This is a genomic window from Lutaonella thermophila (assembly GCF_055387725.1).
Map to the genome: position 1 here is coordinate 1,417,519 of NZ_AP043783.1, position 14,441 is coordinate 1,431,959.

A 14,441-nucleotide genomic window follows, 5' to 3' on the forward strand; every position below is an offset into this window, starting at 1 on the left:
TATTATTTGTTATTGTTTTGAGGATTAATATCTAAAATTGTTACAGTGCATTTTATTGGAACATTAGTACCAATTTTATTGTTATCGCCATGATAGCCAAAGGCCAAACTAGACGGAAATAAAAAAGTAACTGTTTCTCCTTTTCTTATAAGTTTTACACCGGCTCTAAGTCCCGGAAAAAGCTCTTGCTTATCAACCCTGTAAGTTATTATTCCTATTTCTTGTTGGGTATAAATAGGCGTATTATTTAGTGTGTTAATGTTGTAAGTTAGTGTAACTAAATCGTCTTCTTTGGGTAGATAGTTGCTGGTAGAGTCTATTTTATTGTAATAGTACCAAAACCCATTTGCTGAGGCTTTGTATTCATGTATTGAGTCTTTAGCGATAATTTGCTTTATTATGGCTTCTTCTTGTGCTAATAATGCTTTGTTTCTCTCTATAGATTCTTTTAAGAACGTACCGGTTTTAACCGAAATAGGTTTTCTTGCTTCGGGCTCTTTACAGGCAATAAAGGTTATTGTTAAAATCAGTAAAAAAAGTAGTGAATATTGTTTTCTCATGAGCAAAGTTCGTCTTTGTAATCTTGTAGAATGGTTTTAAAATAAGTAATGGTTTCTTCCATGGTTTTATCGCTACGTCCACCGGCTGCATTTATATGTCCGCCACCATTAAAATGGTCTCTTGCCATTTTGTTAACAGAGAAATTGCCTTTAGAGCGCAACGATATTTTTATGTATGGTTCTTGCAAGTTTTCAATAAAAATGGCGGCCAGCTTTACACCTTTAATAGATAGACCGTAATTTACAAAACCTTCTGTATCTCCTTTTTTAAAATTATTGTCTTCTAATTCTTGTTTAGTTAAGGTAATAAAAACAGTATTAAGCTCTTTTAAGTAAACCATGTTCTTTAAGGCACAGCCTAATAACTGTAATTTACTTGGCGTGTTGGTGTCAAAAACAGCATTGTGTATTGCTGCATTGTCTGCGCCTTTATCTATTAAATGTGCAACTATTCTATGTGTAGTGCTGGTTGTAGAAGGGTATTTAAACGATCCTGTATCGGTCATTATTCCTGTGTACAAGCAAGTAGCAATTTCTGGAGTAATGTTGTGTTCGTCTCCCATTAAAGCTATAAAATTATACACCATCTCGCAGGTAGAGCTCATACTAACATCACTATACATAAACTGAGCGTAATTGTCCGGTTGCTGATGATGGTCTATCATTGCAAATTGTGCCTTTGCTTTAAGTAAATAAGGCTTTAACTCTTCAATTCTATCTAAAGAGTTAAAATCTAACGTAAAAATTAGTGATGCTTGTTCTATTAAAGCAATAGCTTCTTCTTGATTAGTTTCAAAATTTACAATGGTATTTTCTCCGGGCATCCACTTTAAAAACTCAGGATAATCGTTAGGAGCAATAACTGTAACCTCGTGTTTTGATTTTAGGTAATGATATAACCCTAATGTAGAGCCTATGGCATCTCCGTCAGGATTTTTATGAGGTATTATTACAATTTTTTGAGGTGTTTTTAAAACAGATTTTATATTACTAATATCGGTGTTTTTCATGGCCAGCTAAGATACAACTTTAAACCTTAGATTTAATTCAGAAAAAAGTACTTTTACAGAACTTTTAATTATAAATAGTTGCCGACTAAAATACTAATTACATGAAAAAAACATTAATCTTTTTAACCTTACTGTTAATAGTAACCGCATGTAAAACAACACAACCTTATGTAAATGTAATAGCAAATAAAGATGATGCTGTTGTTAAAATTGCTTTTGGCTCTTGTAATAAAACAACACTTCCTAATTATTTATGGGATGATATTATAAATGAAGCACCCGATGTATGGGTTTGGGGAGGCGACATTGTGTATGCAGACACAAAAAACATGAATGTTTTAAGAGATAAGTACAATACCTTACTTAAAGATTCTGCATATACTGTTTTAAGAAATAAGATACCTGTTTTAGGAACTTGGGATGACCATGATTATGGATTAAATGATGGTGGTGCAGAATTTGTAATGAAACAAGAAAGCCAACAAGCACTACAAGATTTTTTGCAAGTACCCCAACAAAGCGAAGAAAGAAAAAGAGAAGGTGTTTACACCAGCAAAATTATACAAACACCAAATGGGTCGGTAAAAATTATAGTGTTAGACACCCGATATTTTAGGACAGCACTTACAAAAGATACACTTACCAGCAAACGCTACACGCCTAATATGTACGGCAAAGGAACCCTTTTAGGAGAAAAACAATGGCAATGGTTAGCTAAAGAGCTGTACAACTCTAAAGCAGAGTTTAACATAATAGTAAGTAGTATTCAGTACTTGTCCGGTAAACATGGTTTTGAGAGCTGGGGTAATTTTCCGCATGAAGTAGAAAGGTTAGAAAAACTTTTGGTAAACAGTGATGCAAAACGAGTTATAATTTTATCAGGAGACAGGCATATAGCAGAGTTTTCAAGAAAACAAGTTAATGGACTAAAGTACCCGCTTATAGATTTTACAAGTAGTGGTTTAACCCATGTATATAGTAGTTTTAAAGGAGAAGAAAATCCTTTTAGAGTAGGCAAAGTTGTAAATAAACTTAATTATGGTATTGTAGAACTTAACTTAAAAACAAAGCAGGCCGTATTACAAATTAAAGGAGATAACCAAAGCGTGTTAGAATCTATAAAGCAACAATACTAATAACTTGTAAATTAAAGTAAAATTGGTACTTTTGCGCAAAATTTTAAAGAACGATGGCAAATAACAGAACTTTTACAATGATTAAACCTGATGCTGTAGAGAACGGACACATCGGGGCTATTTTAGAAAAAATTACAGCTGCAGGGTTTAAGATTGTTGCAATGAAATTAACTCAGCTTAGCAAGCGCGATGCAGAGCAATTTTACGCAATACACAAAGAAAGACCGTTTTTTAATGAACTAGTTGCCTTTATGACTCGTGGACCAATTGTTGCAGCTATTTTAGAAAAAGAAAATGCTGTAGAAGATTTTAGAGCTTTAATTGGTTCTACAAACCCGGAAGAAGCTGCAGAAGGTACTATTAGAAAACTGTATGCTAAGTCTATAGGAGAAAACGCAATTCATGGCTCAGATAGCGATGAGAATGCTGCTATTGAGTGCGCTTTTCATTTTTCAGGAAGAGAAATTTTTTAAGCAAAATCTTAATAAAAGTTTTAAAAAGCATCTCGGTATTCCGGGATGTTTTTTTATAAAATAAGGTAGGGTTTTTTACGTTATAATTGTTATAGTATTGAACCCAAAAAAAAATCATGAAAAAACTAAAATTATTCAGTCGAGTTTTAATGTTACTTGCTGCAACCGTGTTTATGGTAAGTTGTAGCGATGATGATAATAATGATCAATTTGTACAATTAAGAGTAAATGGCGAAGTGATAGGTGTAGATTTTGATAGAAGTGACGATTTTAACGGTGATATTGATGGAGATTTTACCGGTAACGGTGGTAGCGGAACAAGATCGTTTACTTGGCTTAATAACCTAAGCACTGCAGATTATAATGCAGATATTACTGCTACATCTGAAAGTGAGTTTACCATGCAAGTTTTTGATGCTAACCAGACATTAGTTTTAGAAAGATCGTTAAAAGGCAACCAAGATCCGGATTCTTTTTCTGGAGTTACAGCTTCTGGTGCATCGGGAATTTGGACAGTTACCATTACGCTAACATCATTTAACGGCGATGGTAGTTTTTCTTTAAGCGAAGGAGATTAAAAAACTAAATCATAAAAAAAGCACAGCAATAATTGCTGTGCTTTTTTGTTTTAAAAAGGTATGTTTTAGTAGCTGCTTTATTATCTAAGCACTAATTTTTTAACCAAATCTTTTCCGAGCTCTTCGTTAATCAAAGTAATTATTTTTTCTTTTCCGTAGCTAAGTTCCTCGCGCAATACACTAGATGATAGTTTAACATACAACGTGTCGGCTTTAAAATAAATATCTGTAGTGTAATTATTTACGCCATTGCCCATTAGTTTTTGCCACGCTTGCTCTACGTTAACCTTATCTAGCCCTTTATCTAATTTATTGTTGTTTATAAATGCTTTTAAAGCATCTGCTAATGATAAGTGGTTGTTTTCACGCTTAGCCATTACTCTGTAATTTGAATATTGTTAAATTTCTTGTAATGATATACGTTATTGTTTTGGTTTTTAACAACAAGCTCGGTAGGAGTAAGCTTGGTTATAGTTTCTGTCCACGTATTTAAGTTGTTATTGTATGTTAGCTCTATAGTATTTTTTAATTTTTTTATGGTAAAACGTTGGGCATCGTTAGTAGCTATATATCTGCCGTTTAGTTGGGGTTGCACTTTTTTTCTAAACCCAACAGAATCGTTTTCTAACATAAAATAATCAACTACTGTATTAATGCTGTATTGTTTAGTAGTACCAGAAGGGCTTTCTACTTTTGCAATTTCCCAATATCCTTCAAGGTAAGATATATTTTCTACATTTTTTTTGCATGAAACAGCAGTTATTAAGAATACAAGAATCACGATTTTTTTCATGCCTAAAGTTTAAATAGTTTATAAGATTGTTGTGTTTTTTTAACTACTTGTTCTGTTCGTTCCGGATGCGTATCACTTATAAATATTTGTCCGAAATGGTCATCATTTACAAGTTCTATTATATGAGTTACCCGGTTTTCATCTAATTTATCAAAAATATCATCTAATAACAATATCGGGGCAACACCGGATTGTTTTTTTATAAAATCAAATTGAGCCAATTTAAGCGCAATCAAAAAAGACTTTTGCTGCCCTTGGCTGCCAAACTTTTTTATAGGATGTCCGTTAATTTCTAAACTTAAATCGTCTTTGTGTATTCCAACACTTGTGTATTGTAAAGCTCTGTCTTTTGCTAAATTCTCTGAGAACAAATTTTCTATAGATTCTTTATTTAACTGACTGTCATACAAAATATTAACAGCTTCTTTGCTGGCGCTTATAAACTGGTATCGGTCTTTAAAAATGGGTATAAATACGTTTAAAAATTCTTTACGTTTGTTAAAAATAGGTGTTCCTAATGCTGCAAGTTGTTGGTTGTAAACCTCTAATGCATTGACATCAAAAGTTTGATTTGCTGCAAAATACTTTAGTAAAGCATTACGTTGTGCTAAAACTTTGTTGTACTGAATTAAATTGGTGAGATAGGCTTTATCTGATTGAGAGATAACACCATCCATAAATTTTCGCCTGGTTATACTTCCTTCGGTTATTAAATCTCTATCGGCCGGAGATATTATTACAAGAGGTAAAAAACCAATATGATCTGAAAATTTATCGTAAGGTTTACCGTTTCGTTTTATAACTTTTTTTTGCCCTTTTTTTAAACTGCAAATTACAGTCTCATCTTTTTCATTCTTTTCAAACAGCCCTTCAATAACAAAAAAATCTTCACCGTGTTTTATGTTTTGTGTTGCCACCGGATTAAAGTAGCTTTTGCCAAAACATAAATGATATACACTGTCTAAAACATTGGTTTTACCAATGCCGTTATTACCAACAAAACAATTTATTTTGTTATCTAAATCAAAAGAGGCCGAATCAAAGTTTTTGTAATTTACTAAAGATAATTTTTTGAGTATCAAAGGTTTCATTTTAACGTAAAATCGCTCAATAATTATTTGTATCTGCCCTATAAGCTAAATGCGCAAAATATTGAAAATAAACGAATATTTTACCTTTACTTATTGAATAAAAATTTTATTTTTGCGCCACTAATTTACATTTTATGGCTACGTACAAGAAAAGAGGACATAAGAAAACCAAAGCACAAGAACAAGCACAAGAAAACGTTCAAAGTACTACTGCAGAAGTATTTAATACCTTAGATGAGCAAGCTTCTAAGAGCGAAGCATGGGTTGCCAAAAACCAAAAGTATATTTTGAGTGGTATTACTGCAATAGTAGTTTTAGTTTTAGGATATTTAGCTTACTTTCAGTTTGTACAAAAACCAAAAGAGCTTGAAGCTGCAAACGAAATGTTTCATGCTCAGCAATATTTTGATCAAGCCATAAATTCTGCACAAAAAGATTCGTTATTTACCTTAGCTTTAGAAGGCGCAGAAGGTAAATATGGTTTATTAGATATTATTGATGTTTACAGCGGAACTAAAGCTGCTAACCTTGCAAAGTACAGTGCAGGGATTGCTTATTTAAACATGAATAAGTACAAAGAAGCCATTGAGTATTTACAAGAATTCGAGTCTGATGATGCCATGTTGGGCGCCATTGCAAAAGGTGGTATAGCCGATGCTTTTATGCAGCTTAACCAACCCGAAGACGCATTAGAATACTACGAAAAAGCATTTAAACACAATAACAACAACTATACAACTCCAAAGTATTTATTTAAAGCAGGAGTTACTGCTTTAGCGTTAGGTAAAAACGATAAAGCATTAGAGTACTTTACCAGAATAAAAGACGAGTTTGCTACTTCTGCCGAAGGTAGAGATATTGATGTTTTTATTGGTAAAGCCAAAGCAGAAAGTGCACAATAATGGCAACAGAAAATAAAAATTTATCGGTTTACGATAAGGCTACAATCCCAAACGCAAAAAAAATGCGCTTTGGGATTGTTGTTTCTGAGTGGAATGCACAGATTACCGAAGCGCTTTATAATGGAGCTAAACAAACACTTATAGATTGCGGAGCGCTTCCTGAAAATATTATTACCTGGAATGTTCCCGGAAGCTTTGAACTTACTTTTGGGTGCAAAAAACTTATAGAGCAATATTCTCCGCATGCCGTAATTGCCATTGGTAGTGTAATACAAGGAGAAACAAAGCACTTTGATTTTGTATGTAGTGCCGTGGCAAAGGGTATTACAGACTTAAATGTTAAAACCAACACTCCTGTAATTTTTTGTGTTTTAACAGATAACACTTTACAGCAAGCCATAGATAGAAGTGGTGGTAAACATGGCAACAAAGGAGTAGAAGCTGCTATTGCTGCCATTAAAATGGCTGCATTAGGATAATTTTACAACTCTTTCTTAATTTATCCCTTCTAACATTAGTTTTATTAGACTAAGCTGTTAACATTTTTTAGCAGTAAGGGTTTAAAAATGTTAGGCAATTTCAGTACTTTTGATAAGAATCAAAACAAACCATTGTGAAATTCAAAGTTTTTAAACTTAATAAGAATAAACGATTTAATTATACACCCAGATATTATGATGGTAAAGACATAGGTAATGTGTATGATTTTGATTCTAAAATAGTTAAGTACAGAGATGCTGTAAATTCTCGTGATTTTGGTGCTCAATGGCAAGAAGCTCGTAAAGCTAGCAGACACAGAGGTAACAGAGAAATAAACACTCGGTTACTGGTAATTTTTCTTATTTTAGTGTTGTTGGTTTTATGGTTTTTTGATTTTGATCTATCAGTATTTATCCCCAGAAAATAATGTCAGATATTATTAAGCTTTTACCCGATCATGTTGCAAATCAAATAGCAGCAGGAGAGGTTGTACAAAGACCCGCTTCTGTTGTTAAAGAATTACTTGAAAATGCAATAGATGCCAAGGCTACAAGTATAAAATTATTAGTTAAAGATGCCGGGAAAACACTTGTTCAAGTAATTGATAATGGTGTTGGAATGAGCGCTACAGATGCGCGTATGAGCTTTGAAAGACATGCTACCTCTAAAATAGAAAAAGCCGATGATTTATTTGCGCTGCATACTAAAGGATTTAGAGGAGAGGCATTAGCCTCTATTGCTGCTATTGCTCATGTAGAAATGAATACCAAACTGGCAGATGATGAACTTGGCACTCAAATTAAATTAGAAGGGGGAAAGGTGGTTTACCAAGAGCCTACTGTAACCCCAACCGGAACATCTGTAGCAGTAAAAAACCTTTTTTTTAATATTCCGGCAAGAAGAAATTTTTTAAAAAGCGATTCTGTAGAGTTGCGTCACGTTATAGATGAGTTTCACAGAGTTGCTTTGGCGCACCCGGATATTGAATTTGAAATGTATCATAATGGTGCCGAGCTGTTTAATTTACCCAAAAGTAATTTACGCCAGCGGATTGTTGGAATATTCGGGAAGAAAACCAACGAGAAATTAGTTCCTGTAGAAGAAACGACCGATGTTGTTAGCATCTCCGGGTTTGTGTACAAACCAGAATTTGCAAGAAAAAGCAGAGGAGAGCAGTTTTTCTTTGCTAACAATCGTTTTATAAAAAGTTCATATTTACACCATGCTGTTACGGCAGCATTTGATGGGTTAATAAATCCGCAAACACATCCCGGTTATTTCTTGTATTTAGAGGTAAATCCTAAAAATATAGATATAAATATTCATCCAACTAAAACAGAAGTTAAGTTTGATGATGAGCATACAATTTATGCGATTTTAAAATCTGCCATAAAGCATAGTTTAGGACAATTTAGTGTTGCTCCTGTGTTAGATTTTGAAAGAGATAGTAATTTAGATACTCCGTATGCTTACCAAAATAAACCCGCTACAACTCCAACAATAGAGGTAGATCCTAACTTCAATCCTTTTAAAGACGATGTAAATAAATCGTCTAAAAAAGTATATCAAAGACACACAGAGAAAACACCTGATTGGGAGAGTTTATACGTAGGTTTAAATACTCAAAAAGATTTTAGTAGCATAGAGGTAGAGTCTGAAGAAGTTGTGGGTTCACTTTTTTCAGATGAAACATCGTCTGAAGTACAAACAATAACCTACCAGCTTCAAAAAAAATACATAGTAACAACTATTAAATCGGGGTTAGTGGTAATACACCAAAATAGAGCACATCAACGTATATTATACGAGCAGTTTTTAAAAAGTTTAACGGTTTCAGATACGGTTACACAACAACTACTGTTTCCGTTAACGTTACATTTTTCAACAACCGATGTAGCAGCTTTACAAACTATTAAAGCCACTTTAGAGCAAGTTGGTTTTGGTTTTGATAGCCTTAAAGATGATACAGTTGTTTTATCTGGTATACCACTTCATATAAACGAATCTCAAGTGAAAGATGTTTTAGATAATTTGGTGTTTAGTTTACGTGAAGATATTCCAGAAACAAGCTTTTCTCAACCAGATTTATTGGCCAAAACAATGGCTAAAGCAACAGCTGTAAAAGTTGGTGAAACCTTACAACCCGAAGCTCAAGAGGCATTGGTTAATAGTTTGTTTGCATGTAAAGAGCCATCGGTATCACCATTTAATAAAACTACATTTGTAACATTAAGTGTAGAGGATTTAGATAAAAAGTTTTAGTATGGGTAGAGTAGGAGATGCAGTTAAGCATTTGGTAATAATAAATATTATCTTTTTTGTTGCTACAACCACATTTGGAAACCAAATGTACCAATGGTTTTCATTATGGTTTCCAAAAAACGAAAATTTTGAACTGTGGCAAATAGTGTCTCATATGTTTATGCATGGTGGTTTCATGCATATTTTATTTAATATGTATGCACTATGGGCTTTTGGTTCTCCATTAGAGCAAATATGGGGTAAAAACAAGTTTTTCTTTTTTTATTTTTCTGCCGGTTTAGGAGCAGCTTTAATACATACAGGAGTAAATTATTATTATTTTAATGAGGGTATTCAAGCCTTAATGAGTGCCGGGATATCTGAAAACGAAATTTTTTCACTTTTAGAGCAAGGAAAATTTAACAGGGCTTGGTATAGTGTTGTAGATCCGGAGGTTATAGATAATTTTTTAAGCGCTTACATTACACCGGCAGTCGGAGCATCTGGTGCCATTTATGGTATATTGGTCGCTTTTGGGATGATGTTTCCTAATGCTGAGTTATTTTTAATTTTCTTCCCGATACCTATTAAAGCTAAATACTTTATACCTATTTTAATTGCATTAGACTTGTTTTCTGGTGTAACCGGATATTCTATATTTGGTTCGGGGATAGCGCATTTTGCGCACGTAGGAGGAGCATTATTTGGGTTTATAATGATGTGGTACTGGAAAAGAAATCAGTTTAATCAAAACCGATGGGATTCATGAGTAGTACAAGCTTACGATATAAATACTCGCTTTTAAATATTGCAGAAAAGCTAATTGTATTAAATGTTGCAGTATACATATTGCATGCACTGCTGGTTTTTTTATTTCAGCTTAACCCATCTACACTTATAATGCAATGGTTTGAGCTACCTAAGGCATTTTCAAATTTTATCACTCAGCCGTGGTCTATAATTACCTATTCTTTTTTTCATGGAGGCTTTTTTCATCTTTTTTGGAACATGCTTTTACTTTATTATGTAGGACGTATATTTTTAAACTTGTTTGATGGAAGGCGATTTCTAAATGTATATTTTTTAGGAGCAATAGCAGGCGGATTATTTTTTTTAATTAGTTACAATATTTTTCCGGTTTTTTTAGGAATTCAAACGGCATTGATTGGCGCTTCTGCAGCTGTAATGGCTGTATTAATTTTTATATGTACTTATATACCTAATCAAGAAGTTAGAATTATTTTCTTTACGGTTAAACTATGGTATATAGGTGCTTTTTTTGTTTTATTAGATTTAATACAGATTCCAATTAATAATCCCGGAGGGCATATTGCACATTTAGGCGGAGCATTTTTGGGCTATGTATATGCCAAACAATTATTTAATGGTAAAGATATAGGAGCTTGGTTTGCTAAGCTTATGGATACATTAGTTACTTTTTTTAAATTTAAAAAGAAATCGCCTTTAAAAGCGGTTCATAAAAGTAAAACAAAACATACCAGACAACAAAAGGTGCAAAAAAAATCTGAGCAGCAACAGCGTATAGATGAAATACTCGATAAAATAAGTAAGTCTGGATACGACAGTTTAACCAAAGAAGAAAAAGATTTCTTGTTTAAAGCTGGTAAAGATTAGCTTTTTAATTTTTTATGTTTTCTAAACTCCTTTTTTTACTTAATACTATATGCAGTGCAATACTTTTGGTGCTTTATGCATTACAACATTTTTATGTTAAAGGTTTAGTTGTTACCACATTACTTACTCCTATTTTCATTGTCATTAACATATGTTTTTTAGTGTATTGGTTAGTAAAACTAAACAGGAATGTAGTATTACCGTTTTTGGTGTTACTATTAGGCTATAATCAGGTAGTTAATAGTTATCGTTTTTTTGGAGTTACAGAACAGTTAAACGAGCCTACTTCTTTCAAAGTTATGTCATATAATGTAATGATGTTTGATAGATACGGTTTTATTGTAAACGATGATGGAAAACAACTCATTGAGCTTATAAAGAAAGAAAATCCGGATATTATTGCTATGCAAGAGTTTAGATACCAGAAATACCCTGAATTTAAACAATATTCTTATAAATATATTATAGACAAGGGCTCATCGGTTTCAAATAATCAGGTTTTTTTTTCTAGGTTTCCTATTATTAATCAGGGTAAATTAGGTTTTGAACATCATAATAATAATGCTGTTTTTATAGATGTAGCAATACACTCTGATACACTTAGGCTGTACAATATTCATTTAGAATCTTTTAGGATTATACCCAGCAAACAGGAGCTTAATCCGGAAAACTCAGATAGGTTATTTAAACGAATGACAACTACCTTAGATAAGCAAAAACACCAAATAGAAATTGTAAAAAAACACCAAAAACAGTCGCCTTATAAAACTATTATTATGGGCGATTTTAACACTACTCAATACTCATATATATACAGACAACTTTCAAAAAACATGAAAGATACTTTTAATGAGAAAGGAAAAGGATTTGGAAGAACACATCGTTTTAGATTTTTTCCATTACGAATAGATCATATTCTAGTTGATGAGAGCATTAATGTGCTTTCGCATAAAAACTATTCGCAATTATATTCAGATCATTTTCCGATCATGGCGCAACTTTCTTTACAATCTCATTAATATACAATCTGCTGTGTCTGCCAGAATATGAATAAGTAATCCAATGCCAATAAGCCTTGTCTTTTTAGGTATTAGCATAAAAAAATAGACGGCTATAGCCCAATAAGTATGTAAAAAATGATAGTTTATACTGCACCGGTTAGCATCAAAAATTGGTGTTGCAAGTAAATGATCAATATCTATTATAATTGCTGAAAGTAATATTAAAGTACTTTGCTTAAATTTTTTTCTGTAAAATAAATACGCTATAAGAACAGGTACTAAAAAATGTATACCATAATGAACAAAAAAGCGGAGCATAATGTTAAAGTGTATGCTGTTGCAAATAGTTAAGCGAGTTGGTGCCCTCGTTAAAGAGTAAATCTAAAATGCTAAGGTTGCTTATGTAGCCGTGCTTATTACTAAATACCTGAATGTATTCTTTAAAGCTAAAAGGTTTTTCTTGTTTAGCATTTACCAAAAATCTAAAATCAGAGTATTGGCTCAAATCTTTCTCGAATGACTCAGTAAATTTTAAAGCTGTTTCTAAACCAATGCAATCAGCAACAATTTCAATCGTTTTTAAGTTTAAATCGAATAAAAATTTTGGTTTATCTTGAAAAAGTGGTGAAAATTCATCTTCGTAAAATTCAAAAAAAGGCGAGGTTCTGTAGGCTGTTTCTAACGTTTTCCAATGTTGTTTTTGCCAATTAAAACTATAATCTATTTGAACATCTTTATACAATTGGTGTCCATCTTTACCGGTATGTTTTATAGGTATAGAAAGCATTTGCTTGCCATTGGGGCTATATAAATACATACGGTTTCTGTAGGTTTGTTTTTGGTAATTATCGTGTGATTCAAAAACAACATCGTTGTTTGCCATAACAACAAAATGTGCTATGGTAGGAAAATAAGTTGGATGAATAACTACCGTATTCATGAGGTTATTTGCTTGCTTTTTTTCGTTTCCTGATAAAATCAAAAATTAACCAACCAAATAGAATAATTAAAAAGTATTTAAAGTAAGAAACGGGTTTGCCGTTTCCACCAACTGTAGTAAATAAACGCTCCCATCTAATTTTATTCATAATCCCGGAAGCATTACTGTCCCAACTCATCCAAATAAAAACAGGCTTCCCAACTACGTGATTAAATGGTACAAATCCCCAAACTCTTGCATCTTCAGAATTATGACGATTATCACCCATCATCCAGTAATAATCTTGTTTAAAAGTGTAAGACTGTGTGGGAGTATTGTTAATATAAATTTGATTGTTTTTTACTTCTAACGTGTTGCCTTCGTACTCCTTAATTACTCGTTTGTATAGCGGTAAATTTTGTAAGTTTAATTGAATTGTTTCACCTGCTTTTGGAATATAAATCGGACCAAAATTATCTTGATTCCAGTTATAATTTGGATGCTGTGGAAAAATATTAGGGTTTCTAACACCTTTAGGCTCAATATTTTTACCGAGCCATGCTACATTAGGGTTGTGTTTTAACCTTTCAGCAGCTTCTTCTGTAACGGCAGTAAATAGCACTGTGTCTCTGTGTATTAAACCAACAGGATCTGTAATATCATAACGGTTTGCTAATAGCTGGCGTGTGAGGCCGCTACCTTTTAGGGTTGCTTTATAACTAAACTGTAATTTAGCTCTATCGGGTAAATTATTTTGTTTGCCATTAATAAAAACATAACCATTTTTAATCTCTAATGTATCACCCGGAATACCAACGCAACGTTTTACGTAATTTGATTTTTTATCTATTGGTTTAATTATTTTTTTGTCGGGGGTTTTAAAAAACTGTTGAACAGTATCTACCGGCCAATTAAATACCACAATATCGTTACGTTTTATTTTTTGAAAACCGGGTAATCTAAAATAAGGCAGTTGTGGCCATTTTAAATACGATTTAGTTTTAACAACCGGGATTGTATCATGAACCATAGGCATTGCCACTGTGGTCATTGGTGCTCTTGCTCCGTAGTGAAACTTACTAACAAATAAAAAGTCGCCAACTAGTAAAGTTTTTTCTAAAGATGAGGTAGGGATAACATATGGTTGAATAAAATATGTATGAACTAAAGTGGCAGCTACAACTGCAAATAATATAGAGCTAACCCATTCTCCTAAAGCCGATTTTGGTTTTAAGCTTCTATCGGATATGTAGGCAACATCTAATGCGTAATTCAGATAAAAAATATAAAAACCTAACGTAGCAACTACTAAAAGGGTGTCTAAGCGACTGTTTTTTCCAAAACTGCGAATGGTTTCTACCCAAATAACCGGAAACATTATTAAGTTTATTATCGGAATAAATAGCAATATTACCCACCATTTAGGTCTGTTTATAATTTGCATAAGCACAATGGCATTATAAACAGGTATAATTGCTTCCCATGGTTTTCGTCCGGCTTTTTTATAGAGTTTCCAGGTTCCTAAAAAGTGAATTATTTGAACAGCAATAAAAAACAATAACCATTGTGTTATGTTCATAATTAAAAATGTTTTTTGTTTTTAGTGTTTATACAACCAATAA

The 14,441-nt window shown here is 32.7% G+C and carries 18 protein-coding genes; 10 read left to right on the plus strand and 8 right to left on the minus strand.

The window, feature by feature from the left end:
- Positions 1-2 precede the first annotated feature (2 nt).
- Together gldI and ACZ5CF_RS06615 are read right to left on the minus strand one after the other, a co-directional pair.
- A complete protein-coding gene (gene gldI, locus ACZ5CF_RS06610; RefSeq protein ID WP_464578386.1) occupies positions 3-560 on the minus strand; it encodes a gliding motility-associated peptidyl-prolyl isomerase GldI in 558 nt (185 codons plus the stop codon).
- On the minus strand, positions 557-1,570 hold the full coding sequence (locus ACZ5CF_RS06615; RefSeq protein WP_464578387.1) for a DHH family phosphoesterase: 1,014 nt from the start codon (positions 1,568-1,570) through the stop codon (positions 557-559). Before ACZ5CF_RS06615 ends, gldI begins: the two co-directional genes overlap by 4 nt.
- Before the next feature lie 101 nt (positions 1,571-1,671).
- On the opposite strand from ACZ5CF_RS06615, the gene ACZ5CF_RS06620 reads away from it, so the two are divergent.
- The 3 genes from ACZ5CF_RS06620 (at position 1,672) to ACZ5CF_RS06630 (ending at position 3,757) form a co-directional block, all read left to right on the plus strand.
- On the plus strand, positions 1,672-2,706 hold the full coding sequence (locus ACZ5CF_RS06620) for an alkaline phosphatase D family protein (protein WP_464578388.1): 1,035 nt from the start codon (positions 1,672-1,674) through the stop codon (positions 2,704-2,706).
- Positions 2,707-2,759: 53 nt separating this feature from the next.
- A complete protein-coding gene (locus ACZ5CF_RS06625; RefSeq protein ID WP_464578389.1) occupies positions 2,760-3,179 on the plus strand; it encodes a nucleoside-diphosphate kinase in 420 nt (139 codons plus the stop codon).
- Between the two features lie 116 nt (positions 3,180-3,295).
- A complete protein-coding gene (locus ACZ5CF_RS06630; protein WP_464578390.1) occupies positions 3,296-3,757 on the plus strand; it encodes a hypothetical protein in 462 nt (153 codons plus the stop codon).
- Positions 3,758-3,837: 80 nt separating this feature from the next.
- Here the strand turns inward: ACZ5CF_RS06630 and ACZ5CF_RS06635 are convergent, their stop codons facing one another.
- Genes ACZ5CF_RS06635 through recF form a run of 3 tightly spaced genes read right to left on the minus strand, consistent with a single transcriptional unit; the run spans position 3,838 to position 5,632 of the window.
- Positions 3,838-4,134 carry a DciA family protein gene (locus tag ACZ5CF_RS06635; protein WP_464578392.1) on the minus strand — a complete coding sequence of 99 codons (297 nt, stop codon included), beginning with the start codon at positions 4,132-4,134 and terminating at the stop codon, positions 3,838-3,840.
- Positions 4,134-4,550: a hypothetical protein gene (locus ACZ5CF_RS06640; protein WP_464578393.1), complete on the minus strand. Its 417-nt coding sequence runs from the start codon at positions 4,548-4,550 to the stop codon at positions 4,134-4,136. Before ACZ5CF_RS06640 ends, ACZ5CF_RS06635 begins: the two co-directional genes overlap by 1 nt.
- Before the next feature lie 2 nt (positions 4,551-4,552).
- The gene (gene recF, locus ACZ5CF_RS06645; RefSeq protein WP_464578394.1) at positions 4,553-5,632 is read right to left on the minus strand and encodes a DNA replication/repair protein RecF; all 1,080 of its coding nucleotides are present in this window, start codon (positions 5,630-5,632) and stop codon (positions 4,553-4,555) included.
- A gap of 143 nt (positions 5,633-5,775) precedes the next feature.
- Between recF and ACZ5CF_RS06650 the strand changes: the two genes are divergently transcribed.
- The 7 genes from ACZ5CF_RS06650 to ACZ5CF_RS06680 all read left to right on the plus strand — a co-directional run bounded on the left by ACZ5CF_RS06650 (position 5,776) and on the right by ACZ5CF_RS06680 (position 11,918).
- Entirely contained in the window at positions 5,776-6,543 is a 768-nt protein-coding gene (locus ACZ5CF_RS06650) for a tetratricopeptide repeat protein (RefSeq protein ID WP_464578396.1), read from the plus strand.
- Positions 6,543-7,022: a 6,7-dimethyl-8-ribityllumazine synthase gene (ribH, locus tag ACZ5CF_RS06655; protein ID WP_464578398.1), complete on the plus strand. Its 480-nt coding sequence runs from the start codon at positions 6,543-6,545 to the stop codon at positions 7,020-7,022. The genes ACZ5CF_RS06650 and ribH overlap by 1 nt, the downstream gene beginning before the upstream one ends.
- A 134-nt stretch (positions 7,023-7,156) precedes the next feature.
- Positions 7,157-7,450, plus strand: coding sequence for a hypothetical protein (locus tag ACZ5CF_RS06660; protein WP_464578399.1), 294 nt, complete (start codon positions 7,157-7,159; stop codon positions 7,448-7,450).
- Entirely contained in the window at positions 7,450-9,285 is a 1,836-nt protein-coding gene (gene mutL / locus ACZ5CF_RS06665) for a DNA mismatch repair endonuclease MutL (RefSeq protein WP_464578400.1), read from the plus strand. The genes ACZ5CF_RS06660 and mutL overlap by 1 nt, the downstream gene beginning before the upstream one ends.
- 1 nt (position 9,286) lies before the next feature.
- A complete protein-coding gene (locus ACZ5CF_RS06670; RefSeq protein ID WP_464578402.1) occupies positions 9,287-10,033 on the plus strand; it encodes a rhomboid family intramembrane serine protease in 747 nt (248 codons plus the stop codon).
- A complete protein-coding gene (locus ACZ5CF_RS06675) occupies positions 10,030-10,899 on the plus strand; it encodes a rhomboid family intramembrane serine protease (RefSeq protein WP_464578403.1) in 870 nt (289 codons plus the stop codon). The genes ACZ5CF_RS06670 and ACZ5CF_RS06675 overlap by 4 nt, the downstream gene beginning before the upstream one ends.
- Positions 10,900-10,913: 14 nt before the next feature.
- Positions 10,914-11,918 (plus strand): endonuclease/exonuclease/phosphatase family protein, encoded by a 1,005-nt coding sequence (locus ACZ5CF_RS06680; RefSeq protein ID WP_464578405.1) that lies wholly within the window; start codon positions 10,914-10,916, stop codon positions 11,916-11,918.
- Here ACZ5CF_RS06680 and ACZ5CF_RS06685 read toward each other — a convergent pair.
- Genes ACZ5CF_RS06685 through lepB form a run of 3 tightly spaced genes read right to left on the minus strand, consistent with a single transcriptional unit; the run spans position 11,904 to position 14,398 of the window.
- The gene (locus ACZ5CF_RS06685) at positions 11,904-12,218 is read right to left on the minus strand and encodes a DUF6122 family protein (protein ID WP_464578406.1); all 315 of its coding nucleotides are present in this window, start codon (positions 12,216-12,218) and stop codon (positions 11,904-11,906) included. The two genes, ACZ5CF_RS06680 and ACZ5CF_RS06685, sit on opposite strands and share 15 nt — an antisense overlap.
- 4 nt (positions 12,219-12,222) lie before the next feature.
- A complete protein-coding gene (locus tag ACZ5CF_RS06690; protein WP_464578408.1) occupies positions 12,223-12,840 on the minus strand; it encodes a WbqC family protein in 618 nt (205 codons plus the stop codon).
- Between the two features lie 4 nt (positions 12,841-12,844).
- A complete protein-coding gene (gene lepB, locus ACZ5CF_RS06695; RefSeq protein WP_464578409.1) occupies positions 12,845-14,398 on the minus strand; it encodes a signal peptidase I in 1,554 nt (517 codons plus the stop codon).
- Positions 14,399-14,441 lie beyond the last annotated feature (43 nt).

Bases quoted from the DNA above. Each gene is read 5' to 3' on its own strand.
- gldI (WP_464578386.1), bottom strand. From the start codon at position 560: ATGAGAAAACAATATTCACTACTTTTTTTACTGATTTTAACAATAACC.
- ACZ5CF_RS06615 (WP_464578387.1), bottom strand. From the start codon at position 1,570: ATGAAAAACACCGATATTAGTAATATAAAATCTGTTTTAAAAACACCT.
- ACZ5CF_RS06620 (WP_464578388.1), top strand. From the start codon at position 1,672: ATGAAAAAAACATTAATCTTTTTAACCTTACTGTTAATAGTAACCGCA.
- ACZ5CF_RS06625 (WP_464578389.1), top strand. From the start codon at position 2,760: ATGGCAAATAACAGAACTTTTACAATGATTAAACCTGATGCTGTAGAG.
- ACZ5CF_RS06630 (WP_464578390.1), top strand. From the start codon at position 3,296: ATGAAAAAACTAAAATTATTCAGTCGAGTTTTAATGTTACTTGCTGCA.
- ACZ5CF_RS06635 (WP_464578392.1), bottom strand. From the start codon at position 4,134: ATGGCTAAGCGTGAAAACAACCACTTATCATTAGCAGATGCTTTAAAA.
- ACZ5CF_RS06640 (WP_464578393.1), bottom strand. From the start codon at position 4,550: ATGAAAAAAATCGTGATTCTTGTATTCTTAATAACTGCTGTTTCATGC.
- ACZ5CF_RS06650 (WP_464578396.1), top strand. From the start codon at position 5,776: ATGGCTACGTACAAGAAAAGAGGACATAAGAAAACCAAAGCACAAGAA.
- ribH (WP_464578398.1), top strand. From the start codon at position 6,543: ATGGCAACAGAAAATAAAAATTTATCGGTTTACGATAAGGCTACAATC.
- mutL (WP_464578400.1), top strand. From the start codon at position 7,450: ATGTCAGATATTATTAAGCTTTTACCCGATCATGTTGCAAATCAAATA.
- ACZ5CF_RS06670 (WP_464578402.1), top strand. From the start codon at position 9,287: ATGGGTAGAGTAGGAGATGCAGTTAAGCATTTGGTAATAATAAATATT.
- ACZ5CF_RS06675 (WP_464578403.1), top strand. From the start codon at position 10,030: ATGAGTAGTACAAGCTTACGATATAAATACTCGCTTTTAAATATTGCA.
- ACZ5CF_RS06680 (WP_464578405.1), top strand. From the start codon at position 10,914: ATGTTTTCTAAACTCCTTTTTTTACTTAATACTATATGCAGTGCAATA.
- ACZ5CF_RS06685 (WP_464578406.1), bottom strand. From the start codon at position 12,218: ATGCTCCGCTTTTTTGTTCATTATGGTATACATTTTTTAGTACCTGTT.
- ACZ5CF_RS06690 (WP_464578408.1), bottom strand. From the start codon at position 12,840: ATGAATACGGTAGTTATTCATCCAACTTATTTTCCTACCATAGCACAT.
- lepB (WP_464578409.1), bottom strand. From the start codon at position 14,398: ATGAACATAACACAATGGTTATTGTTTTTTATTGCTGTTCAAATAATT.